22 protein-coding genes are annotated in these 20,086 nt (G+C 59.7%); 11 read left to right on the top strand and 11 right to left on the bottom strand.

Annotated elements, in window-relative coordinates:
* Positions 1–80: 80 nt before the first annotated feature.
* Positions 81–1,070 (top strand): 2-hydroxyacid dehydrogenase, encoded by a 990-nt coding sequence (locus RMV17_RS21960; RefSeq protein ID WP_311882526.1) that lies wholly within the window; start codon positions 81–83, stop codon positions 1,068–1,070.
* Positions 1,071–1,081: 11 nt separating this feature from the next.
* Here RMV17_RS21960 and RMV17_RS21965 read toward each other — a convergent pair whose 3' ends face one another.
* A complete protein-coding gene (locus RMV17_RS21965) occupies positions 1,082–1,540 on the bottom strand; it encodes a hypothetical protein (RefSeq protein ID WP_311882528.1) in 459 nt (152 codons plus the stop codon).
* Positions 1,541–1,673: 133 nt separating this feature from the next.
* Between RMV17_RS21965 and RMV17_RS21970 the strand changes: the two genes are divergently transcribed.
* Positions 1,674–2,108, top strand: coding sequence for a hypothetical protein (locus tag RMV17_RS21970; RefSeq protein ID WP_093442198.1), 435 nt, complete (start codon positions 1,674–1,676; stop codon positions 2,106–2,108).
* Entirely contained in the window at positions 2,108–2,512 is a 405-nt protein-coding gene (locus RMV17_RS21975; RefSeq protein WP_034155805.1) for an META domain-containing protein, read from the top strand. The genes RMV17_RS21970 and RMV17_RS21975 overlap by 1 nt, the downstream gene beginning before the upstream one ends.
* Positions 2,513–2,733: 221 nt before the next feature.
* Here RMV17_RS21975 and RMV17_RS21980 read toward each other — a convergent pair whose 3' ends face one another.
* A complete protein-coding gene (locus tag RMV17_RS21980) occupies positions 2,734–3,201 on the bottom strand; it encodes a TlpA disulfide reductase family protein (protein ID WP_007917494.1) in 468 nt (155 codons plus the stop codon).
* Between the two features lie 113 nt (positions 3,202–3,314).
* Between RMV17_RS21980 and arsC the strand changes: the two genes are divergently transcribed.
* From arsC to RMV17_RS21995, 3 genes are read left to right on the top strand one after another with little or no spacing between them, the layout of a single operon-like run.
* Positions 3,315–3,668, top strand: coding sequence for an arsenate reductase (glutaredoxin) (gene arsC, locus RMV17_RS21985; RefSeq protein ID WP_311882533.1), 354 nt, complete (start codon positions 3,315–3,317; stop codon positions 3,666–3,668).
* On the top strand, positions 3,665–4,261 hold the full coding sequence (gene wrbA / locus RMV17_RS21990) for an NAD(P)H:quinone oxidoreductase (protein WP_311882535.1): 597 nt from the start codon (positions 3,665–3,667) through the stop codon (positions 4,259–4,261). The genes arsC and wrbA overlap by 4 nt, the downstream gene beginning before the upstream one ends.
* Before the next feature lies 1 nt (position 4,262).
* Positions 4,263–4,688 carry a DUF2069 domain-containing protein gene (locus RMV17_RS21995; RefSeq protein ID WP_311882538.1) on the top strand — a complete coding sequence of 142 codons (426 nt, stop codon included), beginning with the start codon at positions 4,263–4,265 and terminating at the stop codon, positions 4,686–4,688.
* A 147-nt stretch (positions 4,689–4,835) separates the two neighbouring features.
* Here RMV17_RS21995 and RMV17_RS22000 read toward each other — a convergent pair whose 3' ends face one another.
* Together RMV17_RS22000 and ttcA are read right to left on the bottom strand one after the other, a co-directional pair.
* A complete protein-coding gene (locus tag RMV17_RS22000) occupies positions 4,836–5,510 on the bottom strand; it encodes a DNA-3-methyladenine glycosylase I (protein ID WP_311882539.1) in 675 nt (224 codons plus the stop codon).
* A gap of 135 nt (positions 5,511–5,645) precedes the next feature.
* A complete protein-coding gene (ttcA, locus tag RMV17_RS22005; protein ID WP_108226360.1) occupies positions 5,646–6,470 on the bottom strand; it encodes a tRNA 2-thiocytidine(32) synthetase TtcA in 825 nt (274 codons plus the stop codon).
* 289 nt (positions 6,471–6,759) lie between these two features.
* Between ttcA and RMV17_RS22010 the strand changes: the two genes are divergently transcribed.
* Positions 6,760–7,362 (top strand): Yip1 family protein, encoded by a 603-nt coding sequence (locus RMV17_RS22010; protein ID WP_007917515.1) that lies wholly within the window; start codon positions 6,760–6,762, stop codon positions 7,360–7,362.
* A 127-nt stretch (positions 7,363–7,489) separates the two neighbouring features.
* On the top strand, positions 7,490–7,984 hold the full coding sequence (locus tag RMV17_RS22015; RefSeq protein ID WP_034155800.1) for a SprT family zinc-dependent metalloprotease: 495 nt from the start codon (positions 7,490–7,492) through the stop codon (positions 7,982–7,984).
* A 134-nt stretch (positions 7,985–8,118) separates the two neighbouring features.
* Here the strand turns inward: RMV17_RS22015 and RMV17_RS22020 are convergent, their stop codons facing one another.
* Entirely contained in the window at positions 8,119–9,300 is a 1,182-nt protein-coding gene (locus tag RMV17_RS22020) for a CaiB/BaiF CoA-transferase family protein (RefSeq protein WP_311882542.1), read from the bottom strand.
* 143 nt (positions 9,301–9,443) lie between these two features.
* Positions 9,444–10,778: a dicarboxylate/amino acid:cation symporter gene (locus tag RMV17_RS22025; protein WP_034155798.1), complete on the bottom strand. Its 1,335-nt coding sequence runs from the start codon at positions 10,776–10,778 to the stop codon at positions 9,444–9,446.
* Between the two features lie 351 nt (positions 10,779–11,129).
* On the opposite strand from RMV17_RS22025, the gene RMV17_RS22030 reads away from it, so the two are divergent.
* On the top strand, positions 11,130–12,128 hold the full coding sequence (locus RMV17_RS22030; RefSeq protein ID WP_311882544.1) for an AraC family transcriptional regulator: 999 nt from the start codon (positions 11,130–11,132) through the stop codon (positions 12,126–12,128).
* Between the two features lie 203 nt (positions 12,129–12,331).
* On the opposite strand, the gene RMV17_RS22035 is transcribed toward RMV17_RS22030, so the two are convergent.
* The 3 genes from RMV17_RS22035 to RMV17_RS22045 form a co-directional block, all read right to left on the bottom strand.
* The gene (locus RMV17_RS22035; RefSeq protein ID WP_034155796.1) at positions 12,332–13,678 is read right to left on the bottom strand and encodes an ATP-binding protein; all 1,347 of its coding nucleotides are present in this window, start codon (positions 13,676–13,678) and stop codon (positions 12,332–12,334) included.
* A complete protein-coding gene (locus RMV17_RS22040) occupies positions 13,675–14,352 on the bottom strand; it encodes a response regulator transcription factor (protein WP_034155795.1) in 678 nt (225 codons plus the stop codon). The genes RMV17_RS22035 and RMV17_RS22040 overlap by 4 nt, the downstream gene beginning before the upstream one ends.
* A gap of 150 nt (positions 14,353–14,502) precedes the next feature.
* Entirely contained in the window at positions 14,503–15,108 is a 606-nt protein-coding gene (locus tag RMV17_RS22045) for a hypothetical protein (protein ID WP_311882548.1), read from the bottom strand.
* Between the two features lie 144 nt (positions 15,109–15,252).
* Here RMV17_RS22045 and RMV17_RS22050 point away from each other — a divergent pair, with 144 nt between their 5' ends.
* Both RMV17_RS22050 and RMV17_RS22055 read left to right on the top strand, forming a co-directional pair.
* Positions 15,253–16,044 (top strand): dienelactone hydrolase family protein, encoded by a 792-nt coding sequence (locus tag RMV17_RS22050; RefSeq protein WP_311882550.1) that lies wholly within the window; start codon positions 15,253–15,255, stop codon positions 16,042–16,044.
* A gap of 150 nt (positions 16,045–16,194) precedes the next feature.
* Positions 16,195–16,920, top strand: a complete 726-nt coding sequence (locus RMV17_RS22055; protein WP_311882552.1) for a 4'-phosphopantetheinyl transferase superfamily protein — start codon at positions 16,195–16,197, stop codon at positions 16,918–16,920.
* Between the two features lie 140 nt (positions 16,921–17,060).
* Here RMV17_RS22055 and RMV17_RS22060 read toward each other — a convergent pair whose 3' ends face one another.
* Positions 17,061–18,671 carry an ATP-binding protein gene (locus tag RMV17_RS22060; protein ID WP_108226366.1) on the bottom strand — a complete coding sequence of 537 codons (1,611 nt, stop codon included), beginning with the start codon at positions 18,669–18,671 and terminating at the stop codon, positions 17,061–17,063.
* Positions 18,668–19,390: a response regulator gene (locus RMV17_RS22065; RefSeq protein ID WP_311882555.1), complete on the bottom strand. Its 723-nt coding sequence runs from the start codon at positions 19,388–19,390 to the stop codon at positions 18,668–18,670. Before RMV17_RS22065 ends, RMV17_RS22060 begins: the two co-directional genes overlap by 4 nt.
* Positions 19,391–20,086 lie beyond the last annotated feature (696 nt).

Here is a 20,086-nt window from a genome sequence, read left to right on the forward strand (position 1 = left end):
CACGGCAATGCCGGCCAACACCGGCAGCGCTAAAGTGGGTTCGGGTGATTCAATCCGTGTCGATGCTCCAGGAGGATTTCATGCGCACGCTTGTTTTCAGTAGCCAGACCTATGACCGCGACAGCTTCCTCGCCGCCGATTGCCCGGCAGGTATCGAGCTGCACTTTCAACCGGCCCGGCTCAGCCTCGATACGGCGGCCCTGGCCGATAAACATGAAGTGGTCTGCGCGTTCATCAATGATGACCTCAGCGCTGCGGTGCTGGAGCGCCTGGCCGCGGGTGGCACGCGCTTGATTGCCCTGCGCTCGGCGGGTTACAACCATGTCGATCTGGCCGCAGCGAAACGTCTCGGACTGGCCGTGGTGCGCGTACCGGCCTACTCGCCACATGCGGTGGCCGAACACGCCGTGGCGCTGATCCTCGCCCTCAACCGTCGTCTGCACCGCGCCTACAACCGCACCCGTGAAGGCGATTTCAGCCTGCATGGATTAACCGGTTTCGATCTGGTCGGCAAGACCGTGGGGATCGTCGGCACCGGGCAGATCGGCGCGACCTTCGCGAAAATCATGCACGGTTTCGGCTGTGAACTGCTGGCCTACGATCCCTTTCCGAACCCGGAAGTTCTCGCCTTGGGTGCGCACTATCTGAGCCTGCCCGAACTGCTTGCGCAGTCGCGGATCATCAGCCTGCACTGCCCGCTCAACGAGCAGAGCAAACACTTGATCAACCGCGATTCACTGGCGCACATGCAGGCGGGCAGCATGCTGATCAATACCGGTCGCGGCGGTCTGGTCGATACCCCGGCATTGATTGACGCCTTGAAGGACGGCCAACTCGGCTATCTAGGTCTGGATGTCTATGAAGAAGAGGCGCAACTGTTTTTCGAGGATCGCTCCGACCTGCCCTTGCAGGATGATGTGCTGGCGCGATTGCTGACTTTTCCCAACGTGATCATTACTGCGCATCAGGCCTTTCTGACGCGTGAAGCACTGGGTGCGATTGCCGCGACCACTTTGCACAACATCGCGACCTGGGCGGCTGGAGCGCCACAGAACCAGGTCGAGGGTTGACGGTTATCGGCTTATTTCGGTGAGAGCGAGGACGCCAGAATCAGCATCGCCAGCCAGCCGAAGCCAAAAAAGCGCTGCTTCATCGAATGGCCATTGCGCAGCAGGAACCAGACGAAAAACATCGGCAGCAGGAAGATCATGATCTTCAGCCAGCCTTCCACCGGACGACTGCCATCGGTGCTGGTCTGCTTGGTAGCCGGTTGTTCAGCTGGCGGCTGGCGCCGACGCCGCGCGGCGGCCGGCATGACTTTCGGTAACGGCTGCGGTTCAGGTGCCGGTGCAATGGCCTCGGGCACAGTCTTGTTACGCGGCAGACTGCCGAAAGAAATCGTCGCAGGCTGAGCCGGTGCCGCGACTGTCTGCGCCTCGGCGTGAGCGATTTGCTCCGCCATCGGGGCCCCACAATGAATGCACGCATTGGCCTCGGAGCTGATGCTCTTCTTGCATTCATAACATTCGATCAGCGCCATGTTCCGTTCCTTCAGAGTCGAGGCCGGCAGTTTGCCATGAGCGTCGCCGCATTTGAACCGGATCGAAGGTCGCACGCGCGCATCATTCTGCAATCAAGCCCGTGCTAGCATGTCGCGCATATTTGGAGGACCCATGGTCGAACACGATTTCCGCTACACCCTGATGAACCCGCAACACACCCTCACCGAATGCCGCGCCCTCGTTCCGGGCCGCTATCAGGTCACCGGCAATGGTGGTTCGATTCGCATCGGTGACGCCCTGTTGGTCACCCTCAAAGGCAGCAAGGACTTGTCCATGCGCCTGACCGTTGAAACCGTCCGCCACCTGATCAATCCGCCGGGCCAATGGACCGCGATGACCACCGGCCCGGTGTTCGGTGAACTGGCGATCCACACCTGGCAGGTCAACTGCGACAGCTGCGCCAAAGAACTGAGCTTCGAATTCGCCGTGGACGCCAAACTGGGCAAAGCCGCCGAGAAACCGGCGGCCACCGCGCGCATCGCCGAGTTGGGCTGGAAAGCCGTTGGCGACAAGCACCTGTGCCCGAAATGCCAGGAGCCTGCGTGATGAAACGCTTTGCCCTGACCGCTATGGTCGGTGTGGGTCTGGTGGGGTGCGCGGCAGAACCTGTGCAACTGCAACAGAACCGCAGCTACATTCTGGAGTGGATCGGCGAGCGGCCGCTGATGGATTACAGCCACCTGACCGTGACCCTGGGCGATGACGGCCGCGCCTACGGCAACGGTGGCTGCAACCATTGGTTCGCGCCGTACACGCTGGAAGGTGACAAGCTGACCTTCGGCAAAATCGGCAAGACCCGCAAGCTCTGTGCACCGGCATTGATGGAGCAGGAGCAACGCTTCCTGCAGGCGCTGGAGCACGTCCAGCGCTGGGACATCTCGCCGATCGAGCAGATGCGCTTCTGGCCGGCTGAAGGCAAGCCTTTGCGTTGGTGGCTCGAAGAGGGTTAAAAAGCCCTCACCCTAACCCTCTCCCAGAGGGAGAGGGGACTGATTGAGGGATATTGGAGAGGTACGCCGACCTGAACGAGTGCAACTGAATCCATAATCGACTGGATCTGGCTTTGGTGAATCCATAATCGACTGGTTTTTTCAGGTCGATGTACCTCGCCAGACACCTCGGTCGGCTCCCTCTCCCTCTGGGAGAGGGCTGGGGTGAGGGGCTTTTGACGTTACTTGGTCGCCTGCAGAGCCTCAAGCTTGGCCATCACCCCCGCCGCCGTCTGCTCCCCCATCAACTGCTCACGCACCTTGCCTTTGTTGTCGATGATGTACGTCACCGGCAGTGCCTCACTGCGTGGCAACTCGAACAACTCCGCCGGATCCTGCGCCAGCACGGTGAACTTGATGCCGAGCTTTTCGCTGGCGTCTTTCAGTTCCACACCCTGCACGTTGTCGAAGTTGACCCCGAACACGCCAACGTTCTTGCTCTTCAACTCATCAGCCAAATGGTTGAGTTCCGGGATCTCGGTCCGGCACGGGCCGCACCATTCGGCCCAGTAATTGAGCACCACCCATTGTTTGTCCAGACGCTCCGACGCTACCTTCTGACCGTTCTGGTCAATGCCGTAGTCGTTGCCGCAGCCCCCCAGCATCAACGCCCCGATTATCGTCAATGCCGCTGCCAATCGCCGTGTCATGTCATGTTCCTTGTGAAAATTTGAAGGCGCCTGCGACCCATTGCCTCCGAAGGTTCTGGATTGCGCGCTGCACAGTTAGAATAGCCGCCACTTTACGCCAGAAGCGACCCGCCATGACCGATCTGACGCTTTATCACAATCCGCGCTGCTCGAAATCCCGCAGCGCGCTGGAGCTTCTTGAAGCCCGCGGCCTGACCCCGAACGTCGTGCGTTACCTCGAAACCCCGCTGAATGCGGCGCAACTCAAGGCCCTGCTCGGCAAGCTGGGGATCAGCGCGCGTCAGTTGCTGCGCAGCGGGGAAGATGAATACAAAATGCTTCAGCTGGCGGACGAAAGCCTCAGCGAAGCGCAATTGATCGACGCCATTGCTCAGCATCCAAAACTGATGGAGCGACCGATTCTTGAAGTCGGCGACAAAGCCGTCATCGGTCGTCCGCCGGAAAATGTTTTGGAGTTGTTGCCGTGAGCGCGCCGTACATTCTGGTGCTGTATTACAGCCGCAGCGGCTCGACCAACGAGATGGCCCGGCAGATTGCCCGTGGTGTCGAACAGGCCGGCCTCGAAGCGCGCCTGCGCACCGTGCCGGCGATCTCCACCGAATGCGAAGCCGTGGCTTCGGATATCCCGGATGAAGGCGCGCTGTACGCGACCCTGGATGATCTGAAGAACTGCGCTGGCCTGGCCCTCGGCAGCCCGACGCGTTTCGGCAACATGGCCGCACCGCTGAAGTACTTCCTCGACGGCACCAGCAACCTGTGGCTGACCGGCGCGCTCGTCGGCAAACCGGCCGGCGTGTTCACCTCCACCGCCAGCCTGCATGGCGGTCAGGAAACCACCCTGCTGTCGATGATGCTGCCGCTGTTGCACCACGGCATGCTCATCACCGGCCTGCCGTACAGCGAGTCGGCGTTGCTGGAAACCCAGGGCGGCGGTACGCCTTACGGTGCCAGCCATCATGCCGGGGCTGACGGTAAAAAAGGCCTTGATCAGCATGAAGTGACGCTGTGTCGTGCATTGGGTCTGCGGCTGGCCAAAACCGCTCAGAAACTGGTGGGCTGAGATGGCGAAGAAGCCGAAGATTCTGCCGAGTGTCGAGTGGCTTGAGCCGCGAGTGAAGGCGATGCGGATGCTCAGTCTGCTGAGTTTTTTCGCCCTCGCCGGTTTGCTCGCAGCCTACTACCTGCTGTTCGCCGATCTGCACGGTGCGCGGCCGTGGGTGATTCTGCTGGTCGAGCTGATCCCGTGGATCGTTCTCGCACCGGCGATGATCATGGGCAGCGCCCGTGGGCATTCGTGGATGTGTTTTGTGGTGAATCTGTATTTCATCAAAGGCGCACTGGCGGCGTATGACCCGAACCGACAGTTGTTTGGCGTGCTGGAGATGGTCGCGAGCCTGGCGGTGTTCTGCTCGGCGCTGTTGTATGTGCGGTGGCGGTATCAGTTGAATCGCAAATTGGCGGGTGAAGGCGAAATCTCCGTCGCCTGATAGAAAAAGATCGCAGCCTTCGGCAGCTCCTACATTCGATCGTTCCCACGCTCTGCGTGGGAATGCATCCAGAGACGCTCTGCGTCTCAGGGACGCGGAGCGTCCCGGGCGGCATTCCCCGCGGAGCATGGGAACGATCGGATTGACTCAATGGTTGACGGTGTACGCGAGCATCATCGAAATCTGACTCATCGCCCGTCCGCCGCTCTGTTCATGCCACTGGTTGAACACATCCTGCACAATCGCCAGATCACGCAGACTGGTCGGCACTTTGTCGACGATCTTCTGTGCATTCAGCGCCGCGACCACGTCGTAGCTCGGCACGAACGTATCCTTGCCGACCATGCGCAAAAAGCGTGGCGCCGACAGCCCGCCCAATTGATGGCCGTGCTTTTTCAGGTACGTCCACAGACCGACGATATCGGTCACCGGCCAGTCGGCAATCAAAGCCCCGAAACTGCCCTTCTCCTTCTCCACATCGAGAATGAACTGCGCATTGCGCGGCACGCTCTTGAGCTTGCCAAGGTGACGGATGATTCGCGCGTCCTGCATCAGGCGTTCGAGATGTTCGGCACTCATCAGCACGACTTTTTCCGGGTCGAACTTGAAGAACACTTCTTCGAAAGCCAGCCACTTGGCGTCGACCAGACTGTGCTTGAGGCCGGCGCGAAATACGCGCAAAGCCATGGTCGAGAGGTAGCGGTCGTCGCTGATCTTGCGCAGTTGTGCGGGAGTCTTGGGGACGGGCAGATGGGCTTCCAGTTCAGCCGCCGAACCGAAGCGGTTCAGACAGTATTCGTGCAGCCACTTGTAATCGCGCATGCCCTCTCCTATTGAATGAAGCGAAGAAACCAATGTGGGAGCGAGCCTGCTCGCGAAAGCGGTGTGTCATTCAACTGATTTGTTGACTGAGACTCCCTCTTCGCGAGCAGGCTCGCTCCCACATTTGAAATGGATTTACAGATTGACGACGTTGACGAAGCGCGAAGCCGCTGTCTCGTCGATCTTCAGGCTGGTGAAGTCGAACAGGTTGCGGTCGGCCAGTTGCGACGGGATCACGTTCTGCAGACTGCGGAAGATGCTTTCGGTGCGGCCCGGGGTTTTGCGTTCCCAGTCCTGCAGCATTTCCTTGACCACCTGACGCTGCAGGTTTTCCTGCGAACCGCAGAGGTTGCACGGGATGATCGGGAACGCTTTCAAATCCGAGTACGCCTGAATGTCTTTCTCGTTGCAGTACGCCAGCGGACGAATCACCACGTTGCGACCGTCATCGGCACGCAGCTTCGGCGGCATGGCTTTAAGCGAACCGTTGAAGAACATGTTGAGGAAGAACGTCTCGACGATGTCGTCGCGGTGGTGACCGAGGGCCATCTTGGTCGCGCCGATTTCATCGGCAAAGGTGTACAGCGTGCCGCGACGCAGGCGCGAGCACAACGAGCAAGTGGTCTTGCCTTCCGGGATCAGCTCCTTGACCACCGAATAGGTATCTTTCTCGACGATGTGGTACTCGACGCCCAGTTCTTTCAGATAGGCCGGCAGCACGTGTTCGGGGAAGCCCGGTTGTTTCTGGTCCATGTTCACCGCGACGATCTCGAACTTGATCGGTGCAACCTTCTGCAGGTGCAGCAGCACGTCGAGCATGGTGTAGCTGTCCTTGCCCCCGGACAGGCAGACCATGACCTTGTCGCCGTCTTCAATCATGTTGAAATCGGCGACCGCTTCGCCGGCCAGGCGGCGCAGGCGCTTTTGCAGTTTGTTCTGGTTGACCGTAAGAGTGCCCATGACGCGAAATCCGTGAGATGTGACGAAAGGCCGGCATTTTACGCAAAAACCCCGGGGTTGTGGGCACAGGTTGTCGTCGTCAGGCAGCGACGTTTTTACAGACCCCAAGGCGATTACCCGCCCTGTTTACAGCGCGATTTGCTCTAAGCCCCTAATACCTGTGCGGGTAAGACCTTTCTATACTGCGACATAAGGTCGCACACAATCTGAAGACCTGTATTTGCTCGGCCACCTTGGCCCGTAGGCGCTCCGTTGGGGGGCGATGGCAATAACAAGAGGAGTGACTGGCATGATCCATCACGTAGTGGGACTTTTTACCCACCCCGATCAGGAATGGAAGGAAATCCGTGGCGACCAAGAGGAAAGCATCAGCCACATGTACCTCACCCACACGCTGATTCTGGCGGCGATCCCCGCTGTCTCGGCGTTTATCGGCACCACTCAGGTCGGCTGGGTGATCGGCAACCGCGCACCGGTGATGCTCACCGTCGAAAGCGCGATCTGGATGACGGTCATGTCGTATCTGGCCATGTTGGGCGGGGTCGCGGTCATGGGTGCTTTTGTGCACTGGATGGCCCGCACCTATGACGCCAATCCAAGCCTGGCCCGTTGCGTGGCCTTCGCCACCTACACCGCGACACCGTTGTTCGTCGGCGGGCTGGCAGCGCTGTATCCGCATATGTGGCTGGGGATGATCGTCGGCACGGCGGCTATCTGTTATACGGTTTATCTGCTGTATGTGGGGCTGCCGACGTTCATGAATATTCCGTCGGACGAAGGTTTTCTGTTCTCAAGCTCGGTACTGGCGGTGGGTCTGGTGGTGCTGGTGGCCATCATGGCGTTCACCGTGATTGTCTGGGGGCTGGGCGTAGGTCCCGTTTATACGAACTGACTCGAAAGGCTGAATACAGGCCGCCGCAAGGCGGCCTTGTCGTTTGGAGGATGACCATTCGGCAGCTTGGCGATTCGCAAGCGCACAGGGTTGCGGCATACTCGACGCCTCTGGAGATCCATCAAGCATGCCCGAGCAACTCAATACCCGCGTCGAAGATTGTTACCAACTCGCTGAATCCTTTTTCAAACGTTCTTTCCCACGCCCAGTCGTCAGTCTCAAGCTGCGCGGGCAAAAAGCCGGTGTCGCGCATCTGCACGAGAACCTGCTGCGCTTCAATCCGCAGCTGTACCGGGAAAACACCGAACACTTCCTCAAGCAGACCGTGGCCCACGAAGTCGCTCACCTGATCGCCCATCAGTTGTTTGGCGACCGCATCCAGCCCCATGGCGAGGAATGGCAACTGATCATGCGCGGGGTTTACGAACTGCCGCCGGATCGCTGCCACACCTATGCAATCAAGCGCCGCAGCGTGACCCGCTATATCTACAAATGCCCGTGCGCCGACAGCGATTTCCCGTTTTCGGCGCAGCGCCATGGCCTGGTGCGGCAGGGGCGGCGGTATTTGTGTCGCCGTTGCCGCAATACCTTGGTGTTCAGTGGCGAGATGCGCGTCGAATAGTCAGTGTTGTGTTGCCCTGACTGGCCCCATCGCTGGCAAGCCAGCTCCCACAGGTTTTGTTGTCGTACACAGAATCTGGGGACACCTCGAAAACTGTGGGAGCTGGCTTGCCAGCGATGAGGCCAGAACAGGCACTAAAGAATGACTTTGGCCCGGCGCAGCTCTTCAATTTTCGAAGGACTCAACCCCAACTCCCCCAACACCTGATCCGTATGCTGCCCCAACACCGCGCCAACATGCCGCGGCGCCGGCAACGCCTCGGAAAACTTCAACGGACAGGCGATCTGCGCCTGCGTCGTGCCATCCCCGCGCGGCACCTGCGTCACCAACTCCCGAGCCTGCAACTGCGGATGGCGCACCGCCTCACTCAGGCTCAACACCGGCTCGACACACGCATCGATCCCGGCAAACAACTCGCACAACTGCGCAAAGTCATGCTTTTCGAACTCGACCGTCAGCGCGTATTTCAATGCCCGCTGCTGTTCAGGCTTGGGCGACAAACCCTGCGCCGCCAACTCCGGCCGGCCCAGCGCCGCACACAATTGCTGCATGAAACCCGGCTCCAGACTGCCCACCGACATCCAGCGCCCATCGCGAGAGCGGTAGTAGTCGTAAAAACTTCCACCATTGAGCATCTGGTCTTCCCATTCAGGCTCTTCACCGCACGCCAGATAACCGGCACCGGCCATCGCATTCAGACTGAACGCGCAATCGGTCATGCTCACATCCAGATGCGTGCCCTGCCCGGTTTGCTGACGCGCAATCACCGCCGCCAACAACCCGATCACCCCATGCAATGAACCACCCGCAACATCCGCCACCTGCATGCCCAGCGGCAACGGCCCGCTGTCGGCGCGGCCGGTGTAGCTGGAAAGGCCCGCCAGCGCCAGATAGTTGATGTCATGCCCGGCGCGATCCTTGTACGGCCCGGTCTGGCCGTAACCGGTAATCGACACGTAAATCAACTTTGGATTGATCGCCTTCAGCGCTTCATAGCCCAGGCCCAAACGCTCCATGACACCGGGGCGAAACTGCTCGAGGACGATGTCGTAATCGGCCAGCAATTGCTTGACCACGTCCAGCGCCTCGGGTTGCTTGAGGTCCAGCGCCAGGCTGCGTTTGTTGCGATTGAGGTAGGCATGACTGGCCGATATTCCGCCATCATGCGGCGGCAACACCCGCAGCAGATCCAGGCGCGTCGGCGACTCGATGCGCAGCACTTCAGCGCCCATGTCCGCCAGCAACAACGAGGCAAACGGCCCCGGCAGCAGCGTCGAGAAATCGAGGATCTTCAGTGAGGCCAGCGGTGCGGACATGGGCGAACTCCTTGGGCGATGCACTCAGCCTAGGCAGCGATACCGCGTACGGCAATCACCGGAAATGTCAGCGGGTGTGACCGTTACGCTCAAATCGCAGGCAAGAAAAAACCCGCCGAAGCGGGTTTTTCATACAGCGAGTATTACTTGACGCTGCTCGGGGTTGGGCCTTCAGCCACACCCAGGTCATCTTCAGGACGGGTATCAGCGATACCGCGACCGCCCGAAGCCAGTTCGGCATCCAGCACGTCGGTGTCCAGCTCTTTCACCCACTTGGCAACCACGATGGTCGCCACAGCGTTACCGACCAGGTTGGTCAGTGCGCGGGCTTCGGACATGAAGCGGTCGATACCGAGGATCAGCGCCAGACCGGCCACCGGCAGGTGACCGACCGCCGACAGAGTCGCTGCCAGCACGATGAAGCCCGAACCGGTCACGCCGGCTGCGCCTTTGGAGGACAGTAGCAACACCACCAGCAGAGTGATCTGGTGAGTGATGTCCATGTGCGTGTCAGTCGCCTGGGCAATGAACACCGCAGCCATGGTCAGGTAGATCGCGGTACCGTCGAGGTTGAACGAGTAACCGGTCGGGATCACCAGACCCACTACCGATTTCTTCGCGCCCAGACGCTCCATCTTGATCAGCATGCGTGGCAGTACCGATTCCGACGAGGACGTGCCGAGGACGATCAGCAGCTCTTCACGGATGTAACGGATCATCTTCAGCACGCTGAAACCGTGCATGCGCGCGATGGCGCCGAGGACGATGAGGATGAACGCCAGGCAAGTGATGTAGAAGCAGATCATCAGTTGACCCAGCTGCACCAGCGAACCCACACCGTAGGCACCGATGGTGAAGGCCATGGCACCGAAGGCACCGATTGGCGCGAGCTTCATGATCATGTTGATGATGTTGAACATCACGTGGGCGAAGCGATCGATGAAGTCGAGGATCGGCTTGCCGTAGGCACCCAGGCGATGCAGGGCGAAACCGAAGATCACCGAGAACATCAGCACTTGCAGGATGTCACCGGTGGCGAACGCGCCGACGATGGTGGTCGGGATCACGTTGAGCAGGAAGCCGACAACGCTTTGGTCAGCGCCGGCCGCTACATAAGAAGCGACTTTCGAAGCGTCGAGGGTGGCGACGTCGATGTGCATGCCGGCGCCCGGTTGCACAACGTTGACCACAACCAGACCGACCAGCAAAGCGATGGTCGAAACGATTTCAAAGTACAGAAGAGCGTAACCGCCGGTCTTGCCGACCGACTTCATGTTCTGCATGCCGGCGATGCCGCTGACCACGGTGCAGAAGATGATCGGGGCGATGATCATTTTGATCAGTTTGATGAACCCGTCACCCAGCGGCTTTACCGCCACGCCGAACTGCGGGTAATAGTGACCGAGCGCGATACCGATAACGATTGCGACGATCACCTGTAGATACAGGGATTTGTACAGTGGCTGACGAGTCGTCATTGCAAGTGTCCTCAAGCGTCCCGCGTGACAACATCCATCTGTTGACCGCGAAACCTGAATTGCGAACCCTCCTGCACTGGAGGGATTTGTTGTTGGAGCGGCGTTTTCCGGTCGGGACAAACGCACGCTTCTGTCGCTCTTATCGCAAACGCCGTGCCACTTTGGTGCGAATCGCTGCAAGCCTTTTGATATCAGGCATTACAGGTGAGTGGATGTCACCGCTTGGTTACTCAAGTGTGGCGGATTTCCGCCAACTCGCCGCTTCTCGTCCTACAATTTGGCGGAAATCCGCCTTGTAGGCGCATCCAGCCGCCGGCTAACATCCGGCGCCTGAGGAAGGATCTGCCGCTTATGCGCGAACGCACCATCGCCAGTCATTTTGCCCGTGCCGCCCTCGGTGGCGCGCGCCGCATGGGCTTCGATTACTCGGGCCTGCTGATGCAACTGGGCATCAGCGCGGAATTGCTCGATGAGCCTCGCGCTCGCGTTGCCCCGGAACAATTTACCCGGTTGATTCAGGGCCTGTGGCTGGCACTGGACGACGAATACCTGGGTTTCGGCAACGCCCCGAGCAAGCCCGGCAGTTTCGCCATGATGTGCCACGCCTCGATCCACTGCCGCAATCTGGAGAAAGCGCTGCAACGCGGTTTATTGTTTTATAGCCTATTCCCCGAAGCCCCGCGCCTGAGCCTGACGCGTGAAGACGAATGGGTGCGTTTGAGCCTCGACGATTCGCAGATGTGGGACCCGGATCACTTTCTCACCGAGAGTCTGCTGGTGATCTGGCATCGCCTCGGTAGTTGGCTGATCGGCCAGCGGATTCGTCTCGAACAGGCGACCTTCAGCTATCCGCGCCCCGAACACGGCGCTGAATATGACCTGCTGTTCCCCTGCCCGCTGACCTTCGACACCGATCAAAGCAGCCTTTTATTCCACAGCCGCTATCTGTCTATGCCACTGTTGCAGGACGAACGCACGCTCAAACATTTCCTCGAACGCTCCCCCGCCGATCTGCTCTCACGTCCCGATGATGGCGACAGCCTGAGCAGTCGCCTGCGCCGCTTGCTCAGTCGCGACAGTGCGAACTGGCCGGATCTGGAGGCGGTCGCGGCGCATCTGCACATCAGCCCGCAAACGCTGCGCCGGCATTTGCGTGAGGAAGGCACGAGTTTTCAGGAGTTGAAGGATCAGTTGCGGCGGGATATCGCCATTTATCATTTGGGGCGGGCGGATCTGTCGCTGCAACAGATTGCCGAACAGCTCGGGTTTTCGGAGCCGTCGGCGTTTCATCGGGCGTTCAAGAAGTGGACGGGGCTGACGCCGGGGGCTTATCGGGCGCAGGAGCAGTGAAGCGCCAAATCAAAAGCCCCTCACCCTAACCCTCTCCCAAAGGGAGAGGGGACTGATTGGGGGATGCTCAAGAAGTACGCCTGCCTGAAACTTCGCTTTTGAATCCATAATCGACTGGCTATTTCAGGTCGATGTATAACGCCAGACACCTCGGTCGGCCCCCTCTCCCTCTGGGAGAGGGCTGGGGTGAGGGCAACTCCCGATCACACCGCCGGAAAATGAATCCTGAACGCCGCCCCGCCCATCGGTGAATCACCCAAGGCCAGTTTGGCGCTGTAGCTTTCAATAATGTCCTTGACCACCGCCAGCCCGATCCCCTGCCCCGGATGCTGAGCATCCAGTCGTTCACCACGCTCGAGAATCCGCGCGCGCTGATCCGGCGGCACACCGGGGCCGTCGTCTTCGACACACAGTTCAACTCCGGCCAGGGTCTCGCGCACGCTGATGCGCACTTCGCCCAGACACAGTCGATAGGCGTTTTCCAGCAAGTTGCCCATCATCTCCAGCAACGCGCCTTGCTCGATCGGCACATAGCAGTGCTCGGGCAGATCAAAGGCCACGCGCACATGCTTGTCGCGGTACACCTTGTCGAGGGTGTCGCAGAGGCTTTTGAGCACCGGTTGCAGGCGCACCTGATGTCGCACCAGTCCGCTTTTGCGCAAGCTGGCCCGTTGCAGTTGATAGCTGATCTGCTGGCTCATGCGTTCGATCTGGCTTTGCAGCACCCAGGCCTGATCGCGTTCTTCAGGACGCTGGGCCATGTCTTCGCTGACACCTTGCAACACCGCCAACGGGGTTTTCAGGCTGTGCGCCAAGTCATCGAGAGAGTCGCGATAGCGGCTGCGCTGTTGGCGCTCACTGTGCAGCAAGCGGTTGAGCGAGCCGGTCAGGCGCAGCAGTTCGCGTGGATGTTGTTCGGTGAGGCTCTCACGGGTGCCACCTTCGATTTCGTCGAGCTCCTGACTGAGCCGGCGCAAGGCTTTGAGACCCCAGGTCAGGCCGATCCATAGCAGTGCCAGCAGCACCAGCAACGCGGCACCGAAGCCCAGATAGAGATTTTCACGCAGGCCTTCGAGGGTGGTTTCGTACTCGCGCACCGGTTGCAGGGCGACGATGCTGAACGCCGCGCTTTTGCCGCCGAGCAGTTTGACTTCGACGTCGTAGACGAAGAATTCCTGGCCGTTGGTTTCACGAATCCGCGCGAACTCATTACCGAGGCCGTCATAACGCGGTTTGTAGTTGATCTGCTCTTCCTGGGTGGCTTTCGAGCGCCAGACCAGATGCCCTTCACGGTCGTAGATGTAGCCGAGCAAACGGAAATCGGTGAGGTTGAAACGCTCGTCCGGCAACTGATTGGGCATCACCAGCCGGCCGTTTTCGATGCGCGCGGCAGAGATCAGCGTAGTGACGTCCGAAGCCAGCCGCTGCTCAATCGAATCCTGCAAGGCAAGGCTGAACGCGCCTTGCATCGCCGGCAGCAAGGCAAGCATGAACAACACCGCCAACGTGGTGGCGGCGAGCATCAAGCGAACGCGAAGGGAGCGAATCAAGTGCAGCGCTCATTGAACAGGTAGCCGAGACCGCGCACGGTATCAATCGGCTTGAACCCGGCCGGGCCTTCGAGTTTGCGGCGCAGACGGCCGACCAGCACTTCGATGACATTCGGATCACGCTCGTCGTCATCCGGGTAGAGCTGTTCCATCAAGCGATCCTTGGGCACCACTTGCTGGTGATGGCGCATGAGGTATTCGAGGATGCGGTACTCGTAGGCCGTCAGCGCCAGCGGTTGCTCATCGAGGGTTGCCTGTTTGCGATTGAGGTCAAGCAGCAGCGGGCCGGCGACGATGGTCGACTGGGTAAAACCACTGGAGCGACGCAGCAAGGCATTCAGACGCGCCTCGAGTTCTTCGAACTGGAACGGTTTGACCACGTAATCGTCGGCGCCGGCGGCGAGGCCTTCGACCTTGTCCTGCCAGTTGCCGCGCGCGGTGAGGATCAGGATCGGGAAGGTCTTGCCGGCCGCGCGCAACTGCCGAATCAGGTCGAGACCGCCCATGCCCGGCAGGCCGAGATCGATCACCGCCAGGTCAAAGTTGAACTGTCCGGTCTGGTACAACGCCTCTTCGGCATTGGCCACGGATTCGACCACGTGGCCACTTTCCGTCAGGCGGGTTTGCAGGTGATGGCGCAACAGCGCTTCATCTTCGACGACCAACAGTTTCATAACACTCTCCCGGGCAAATCAGAATCTCCAGTCACACACCTGTGGGAACGAGCCTGCTCGCGAAGGCTGTGTGTCAGTCGATAAATTGATCGACTGATTCACCGCTTTCGCGAGCAGGCTCGCTCCCACATTGAACCTGCTGGCAACTCCTTAGAAATTGTAGTTGGCCGACAGGTAAGTCTGGGCGCTGCTGGTCAAGTCCAGCGAGCCTTGCTTGCTGCCGCCGCGCTCGCTCATCTCGGTGCTGGCGTTGCTGCGCAGGTAACGGTAACCGAGTTCGACCGAAGTGTTTTGCGATACTTGTTGCAACACACCCAACTGACCGCCGACCGCGTAACCGATATCACTGTCGCGGCTAAAGCCTGGCGATTCCTGAGTCAGCTTGGTCAAACCAGCCGTGGCACCGCCAAACAGCTTGGTGCTGCCGCCCACCGGGTAGAACAGATCGTAGCTGCCCAGCAGGTTTTCCTGACGCAGTTTAATGCCATTGTGCGAGCCCGACACGTTGTCGTAGGTGGCGTAGTAGCGACCCTGGCTGTTTTGCTGACCGAGGCGTACGCCGTAAGTGTTGTTGCCATCGATCGCGCCGGTGGCGTTCGGGTGATCGAGGTTGTTGTTCAGTGCGTGGGACTTATCGATCTTATCGCTGGTCTGGCCGAACGTCAGGCCGGCAAAGTTGCTGGTGTCGTCGGCATTGGCCGCGATGCTGGAGCCTAACAGGGTAAATGCCAGCAGCAGTTTGTTAAAACGAGTCATGGGTATTTCCTCTTTCACAGTTGCTGTTTGGGTATGGCGCAAGGTTACTGACCCTCCCCTGTACCGCCCCTGAACCGTCTCTGAACCTGACCTGAACCAAATGAACTAGGCTGTTTTGACCCTTTATTGTCAGGAGACCCGACCATGCGCCTGTTCCTCGCCCTTACTTTGCTGGCTGTCAGCAGCCTCACTCAGGCTGCGATCAAGACTGAAGAAATCCCCTATCAGAGCGCCGACGGCACAAAGCTGATCGGCTACTACGCCTACGACGACGCCATCAAAGGCAAGCGTCCGGGAGTCGTCGTGGTGCATGAATGGTGGGGGCTGAACGATTACGCCAAGCGCCGCGCACGGGATCTCGCCGAGCTCGGCTACAGCGCCCTGGCGATCGATATGTACGGTGAAGGCAAGAACACCGAGCACCCGAAAGATGCGATGGCGTTCATGCAGGCGGCGACTCAGGATGCGGCGGCGTCCAGCAAGCGCTTCGAGGCGGGACTCAATTTGCTGAAGAAACAGCCGCAAACCGACGTGAATAAAATCGCCGCCATTGGTTACTGCTTCGGCGGTGGCGTGGTGCTCAACGCCGCACGGCAAGGTGAGCCGCTGGCGGGCGTGGTGAGTTTCCATGGCGCGCTGGCAACCAAAACACCGGCGACACCCGGCAGCGTGAAAGCGAAGATTCTGGTCGAGCACGGTGCGCTGGACAGCATGGTCACGGCGGATAACGTCACCGCGTTCAAGTCTGAAATGGACAAGGCCGGGGCTGACTACAAATTTGTCAGCCTGGATGGCGCCAAGCATGGCTTCACCAATCCGGATGCCGATCGCCTGAGCCATGGCGAGCACGGTGGCCCGGACATCGGGTACAACAAGGCAGCGGATGAAAAATCCTGGGCGGACATGAAAGCGTTCTTGCATAAAATCTTCAGCTGATCAGCGCCACCGCGGCGCGGCCTTCGCGAGCAGGCTCGCTCCCACACGGGATCTATGTCGCACGGAAGATCCCCTGTGGGAGCGAGCCTGCTCGCGAAAGCCGCACCGCCGACCTCGACCTTGTCTCGACTAACCGGCAAAATGCCCGCCATGAATCTCACCCCCGCCCTCCCCGCCTGCTGTACCGCGCTCGACAGCCACTGGCCGTTGCCGACGGTATTGCCCGACACCGTGCTGCTCAGCACCCACTTCGATCCGGCGCAACTGCTTGGCGATGATTTTCAGCGCAGCGCTGTCGTTGCACCGCCGAGCATTCAGCGCTCGGTGGCCAAGCGTCAGGCGGAATTTCTCGCCGGGCGGATCTGTGCGCGTGCGGCGTTGCAGCAATTGGAAGGCAGCGGCGTGGTGCCAGCGATTGGCGAAGACCGCGCGCCGATCTGGCCAGCACATATCTGCGGCTCGATCACCCACAGCACCGGTCATGCGGCGGCAATTGTGGCCAACAAGCAGCACTGGCGCGGTTTGGGCATGGATCTGGAAAACCTGCTGAACACCGAACGCGCCGAGCGCTTGGCTGGGGAGATTCTGACGCCACCTGAAATGCAGCGCATGACGGCCGCCTCGCGAGATCAGTTGGCGTTGTGGGTGACGCTGACGTTTTCGGTGAAAGAAAGTCTGTTCAAAGCGCTGTACCCGATTGTGCAGAAGCGCTTTTATTTCGAGCATGCTGAAGTGCTGGAGTGGACGGAGGCGGGTCAGGTGCATTTGCGCTTGTTGACGGACTTGTCGGCTGAATGGCGCAACGGCACTGAACTGGAGGCGCAGTTCGGGGTGCTGGATGGGCAGTTGTTGAGTCTGGTCAGCATCAAGGCCTGAAATCTTTAGCGCCTGTCAGGGCCTCATCGCTGGCAAGCCAGCTCCCACAGGTTTCTGAGTGGACCTTAAATCTGTGCTCACCATGGTCACTGTGGGAGCTGGCTTGCCAGCGATGGGGCCAGCACAATCAGCGCAAATACTTAGCGGCGTTCCTGATTGCGCGGCCAACTCAAGCTAAAGCAAGCCCCCCCCAGACTCTTGCTCTTGCCAATGATCGCCCGGCCGTCATGCCAGTGGATGATCCGCCGCACAATCGACAGGCCCAGGCCATGCCCGCCCGACGCTCGCGTACGGCTGTCATCGAGGCGCAGAAACGGCGTGAAAATCCGCTCCCAGGCCACTTCCGGCACACCCGGGCCGTCATCTTCGACATCCACGCGACAGCGCAATTGCCCGACCTGATAACTCACCGTCACGCTCGAACGTGCATGGCGCATGGCATTGCTCACCAGGTTCTGCAGCGCCCGGTGCAGATAGCGCGGCTCAGCTTCGACCCAGGCATCATCGTTATCCGCCGCAGACAGGCACAAACCACGCTGCACCGTGACCTCGGCGCGCAACGGCGCCAGCTCTTCAATCACCTGATTGACCAGCGCATCCAGATCAATGCGCTGGAAAGTCAGCGCCGGTGAGCCTTGTTCCAGTCGCGCATAGGTGAGCATTTCATCGACCAGCTTATCGAGGTCTTCGATGTCGTGATCCATGCCCTCGCGGTACTTCTCCAGCGCTTGCGGCGTGGTCGCCGAGCCGATCATTTCCAGTCCGAAACGCAGTCGCGCCACTGGAGTGCGCAATTCATGGGACACCGCGCGCACCAGTTCACGCTGGATTGCCAGCAACTGCTGCAAGTGCTCGGCCATACCGTTAAACGCTGACGCCAGACGCCCGACCGAGTCGGCGCCGCGCGCCGGCACACGGGTTTCCAGGCTGCCCTTGGCGATCCGCGTGGCCGCTGCTTCGAGGCCGCGCAAACGCCGTTCAAGCTGACGCACCAGCAAATAAACGATAAGACCGATCAGGGTCAGGCCCAGCGCAGCGATCAACACCAGCCACTCCGGCGGGTACGGATTCATCTGATACAGCGGGCCGATTTCCAGCACCCATGGTGTGCCGACCATGCCGGCAAACACGCGAATCGAATCGCCGCCCTTGCCCAGCGCCATCACCGTATCGCCTTCGGCCACGCGGCGGCTCTGGTCTTCGTCCATGTCAGCGTCATTTACCGTCACCAGGCGCAGATCGAAACCGAAGCCCTTCTCTTCCTTTATCTGTGCGAGGCGCTTGGGCTGCTCGCCGACCGGCACGCGCACCAGTTCATCGGCCAGCAGATAAATGGTCGCGCGGGCCAGTTGCTCGCTGATCTGCTGCACTTCCCCCACCAGCACAAGCTGCTCTGTATCGCTGACCATCCGATAAACCTTCGCCGCGTGCGGCCCGGTCTGCTCGACCAACGCCTGCCCCCGTTGCACGCGGGTACGCTGGGACAGATCAAGATCGGTCTCGGCAAACTTCTTCAGCGCCAGCGGAATGCCCAGCAAACGCTCCCACACCAGCAACGCCCGATGGCGCTCGGTTTCGTTCATCGGTTGCAGGTTGTCGGCCATCAGCGAGAACGTGCCGTGGGCCAGCCGCTCGCGATACTGCTCGCTGCGCACGGTATTGAGCAGATTCAGCGCCAGCACACCAAGCACTGCCACCAGAATCAGCGCTGCGCACATGCCGCCGTAGATGCGCAGGAAGATCGAGTTCACAGCGGCAGATCTACGCAGGCTTCGGGAACGAACAGATAACCTTTGCTGCGAATGGTCTTGATCAGACGTGGGTGGTCGGGGTCGTCGCCGATTTTCGGGCGGATGCGCGAGATGCGCACGTCGATGGAACGGTCCTGACCGTCATAGCCGATGCCGCGCAGTGCGGTGAAGATTTCTTCGCGCGACAGAATCCGCCCGGCGTTGGCCACCAACAGCCAAAGCAGATCGAATTCGGCGCTGGTCAGCTCGATGCCGTTGTCGCTCAGCCACGCCTCGCGCAACGCGTTGTCGACCACCAGCGGGCCGAATTGCAGACGGCGGGATTTCTCTGCGACCGGCTCAGGTGTGTCGCTACGTCGCAGTAACGCCTGGATTCGCGCCAGCAACAGACGCGGGCGCACCGGTTTGCATACGTAATCGTCGGCACCAAGGTCGAGCCCGTGGATCTGATCGGCATCGTCGGTGCGCGCGGTGAGCATCAGAATCGGCCCGTCATACTGATTGCGCACCTTGCGGCAGATGCTCAGGCCATCTTCGCCCGGCAGCATCAGGTCGAGAATCACCAGATCCGGCTGCTCCTTGATGATCCGCGCCGCCGCCAGCGCACCGTTGCCTTCGATGTCCACGCGCAGTCCATTGGCTTGCAGGTAGTCGCGCGTCAGTTCGGCCAGTCGCTGGTCATCCTCGACGATCAATACCTGAAAGGCTTGTTGCTCCACCAGTGACCTCTGCTTTCTATTGTTATTGATAAAGGAAGACGATTGCCCCAATACACACGATCCCCTGTAGGAGCTGTCGAGTGAAACGAGGCTGCGATCTTTTGATTTTGTTTTTTTCAAGATCAAAAGATCGCAGCCTTCGGCAGCTCCTACAGGAATCCTCTCGTGTTTTTGTCATGTTTGAGGAGGATAAGAATGCCTGCGCATCGGCCGATTGTATAAACGGCGTACAGCCAGAACACAAGTCGGTAAATGCGTTCGGACAAGGCGGTTTTTTGTGATAGGGTTCGCGCCCTTAAAAATCCGCTGAAGCGTTTTTCCCGGTGAAAAAACAGTGACAGACGGTCTAGCTCAGCAGGGTCGCGGCCTACACGCGAATTCCGGATTTCTTACACAATTTACGCACAGGTTTATCCACAGCTAGTACGTTGCAAGCACCCGTGAAACGCATTATCTTGTAGCACGGCGCAAGGAGAGACCCTACATATAGGGTTTTCCGCTTAAACGCCCAACCACATTTCAGGCCTGAAACTCAAGCGATTTATTGCCGGTTTCCGGTTGAACCAAGCAAGTTTTTCAAAGCCCAAACCGCACTTGCGGATGGCATCGTTTTTCAGGTTGGAAACGACCGGAACGGTACGGGTGTTGCAGTCATTACTGTCACCCAGGAAGGAATCCGGCTCGAGCCCTGGCTCG

The sequence above is a fragment of the Pseudomonas sp. VD-NE ins genome (genome assembly GCF_031882575.1).
Lineage (GTDB): Bacteria > Pseudomonadota > Gammaproteobacteria > Pseudomonadales > Pseudomonadaceae > Aquipseudomonas > Aquipseudomonas fluorescens_BZ.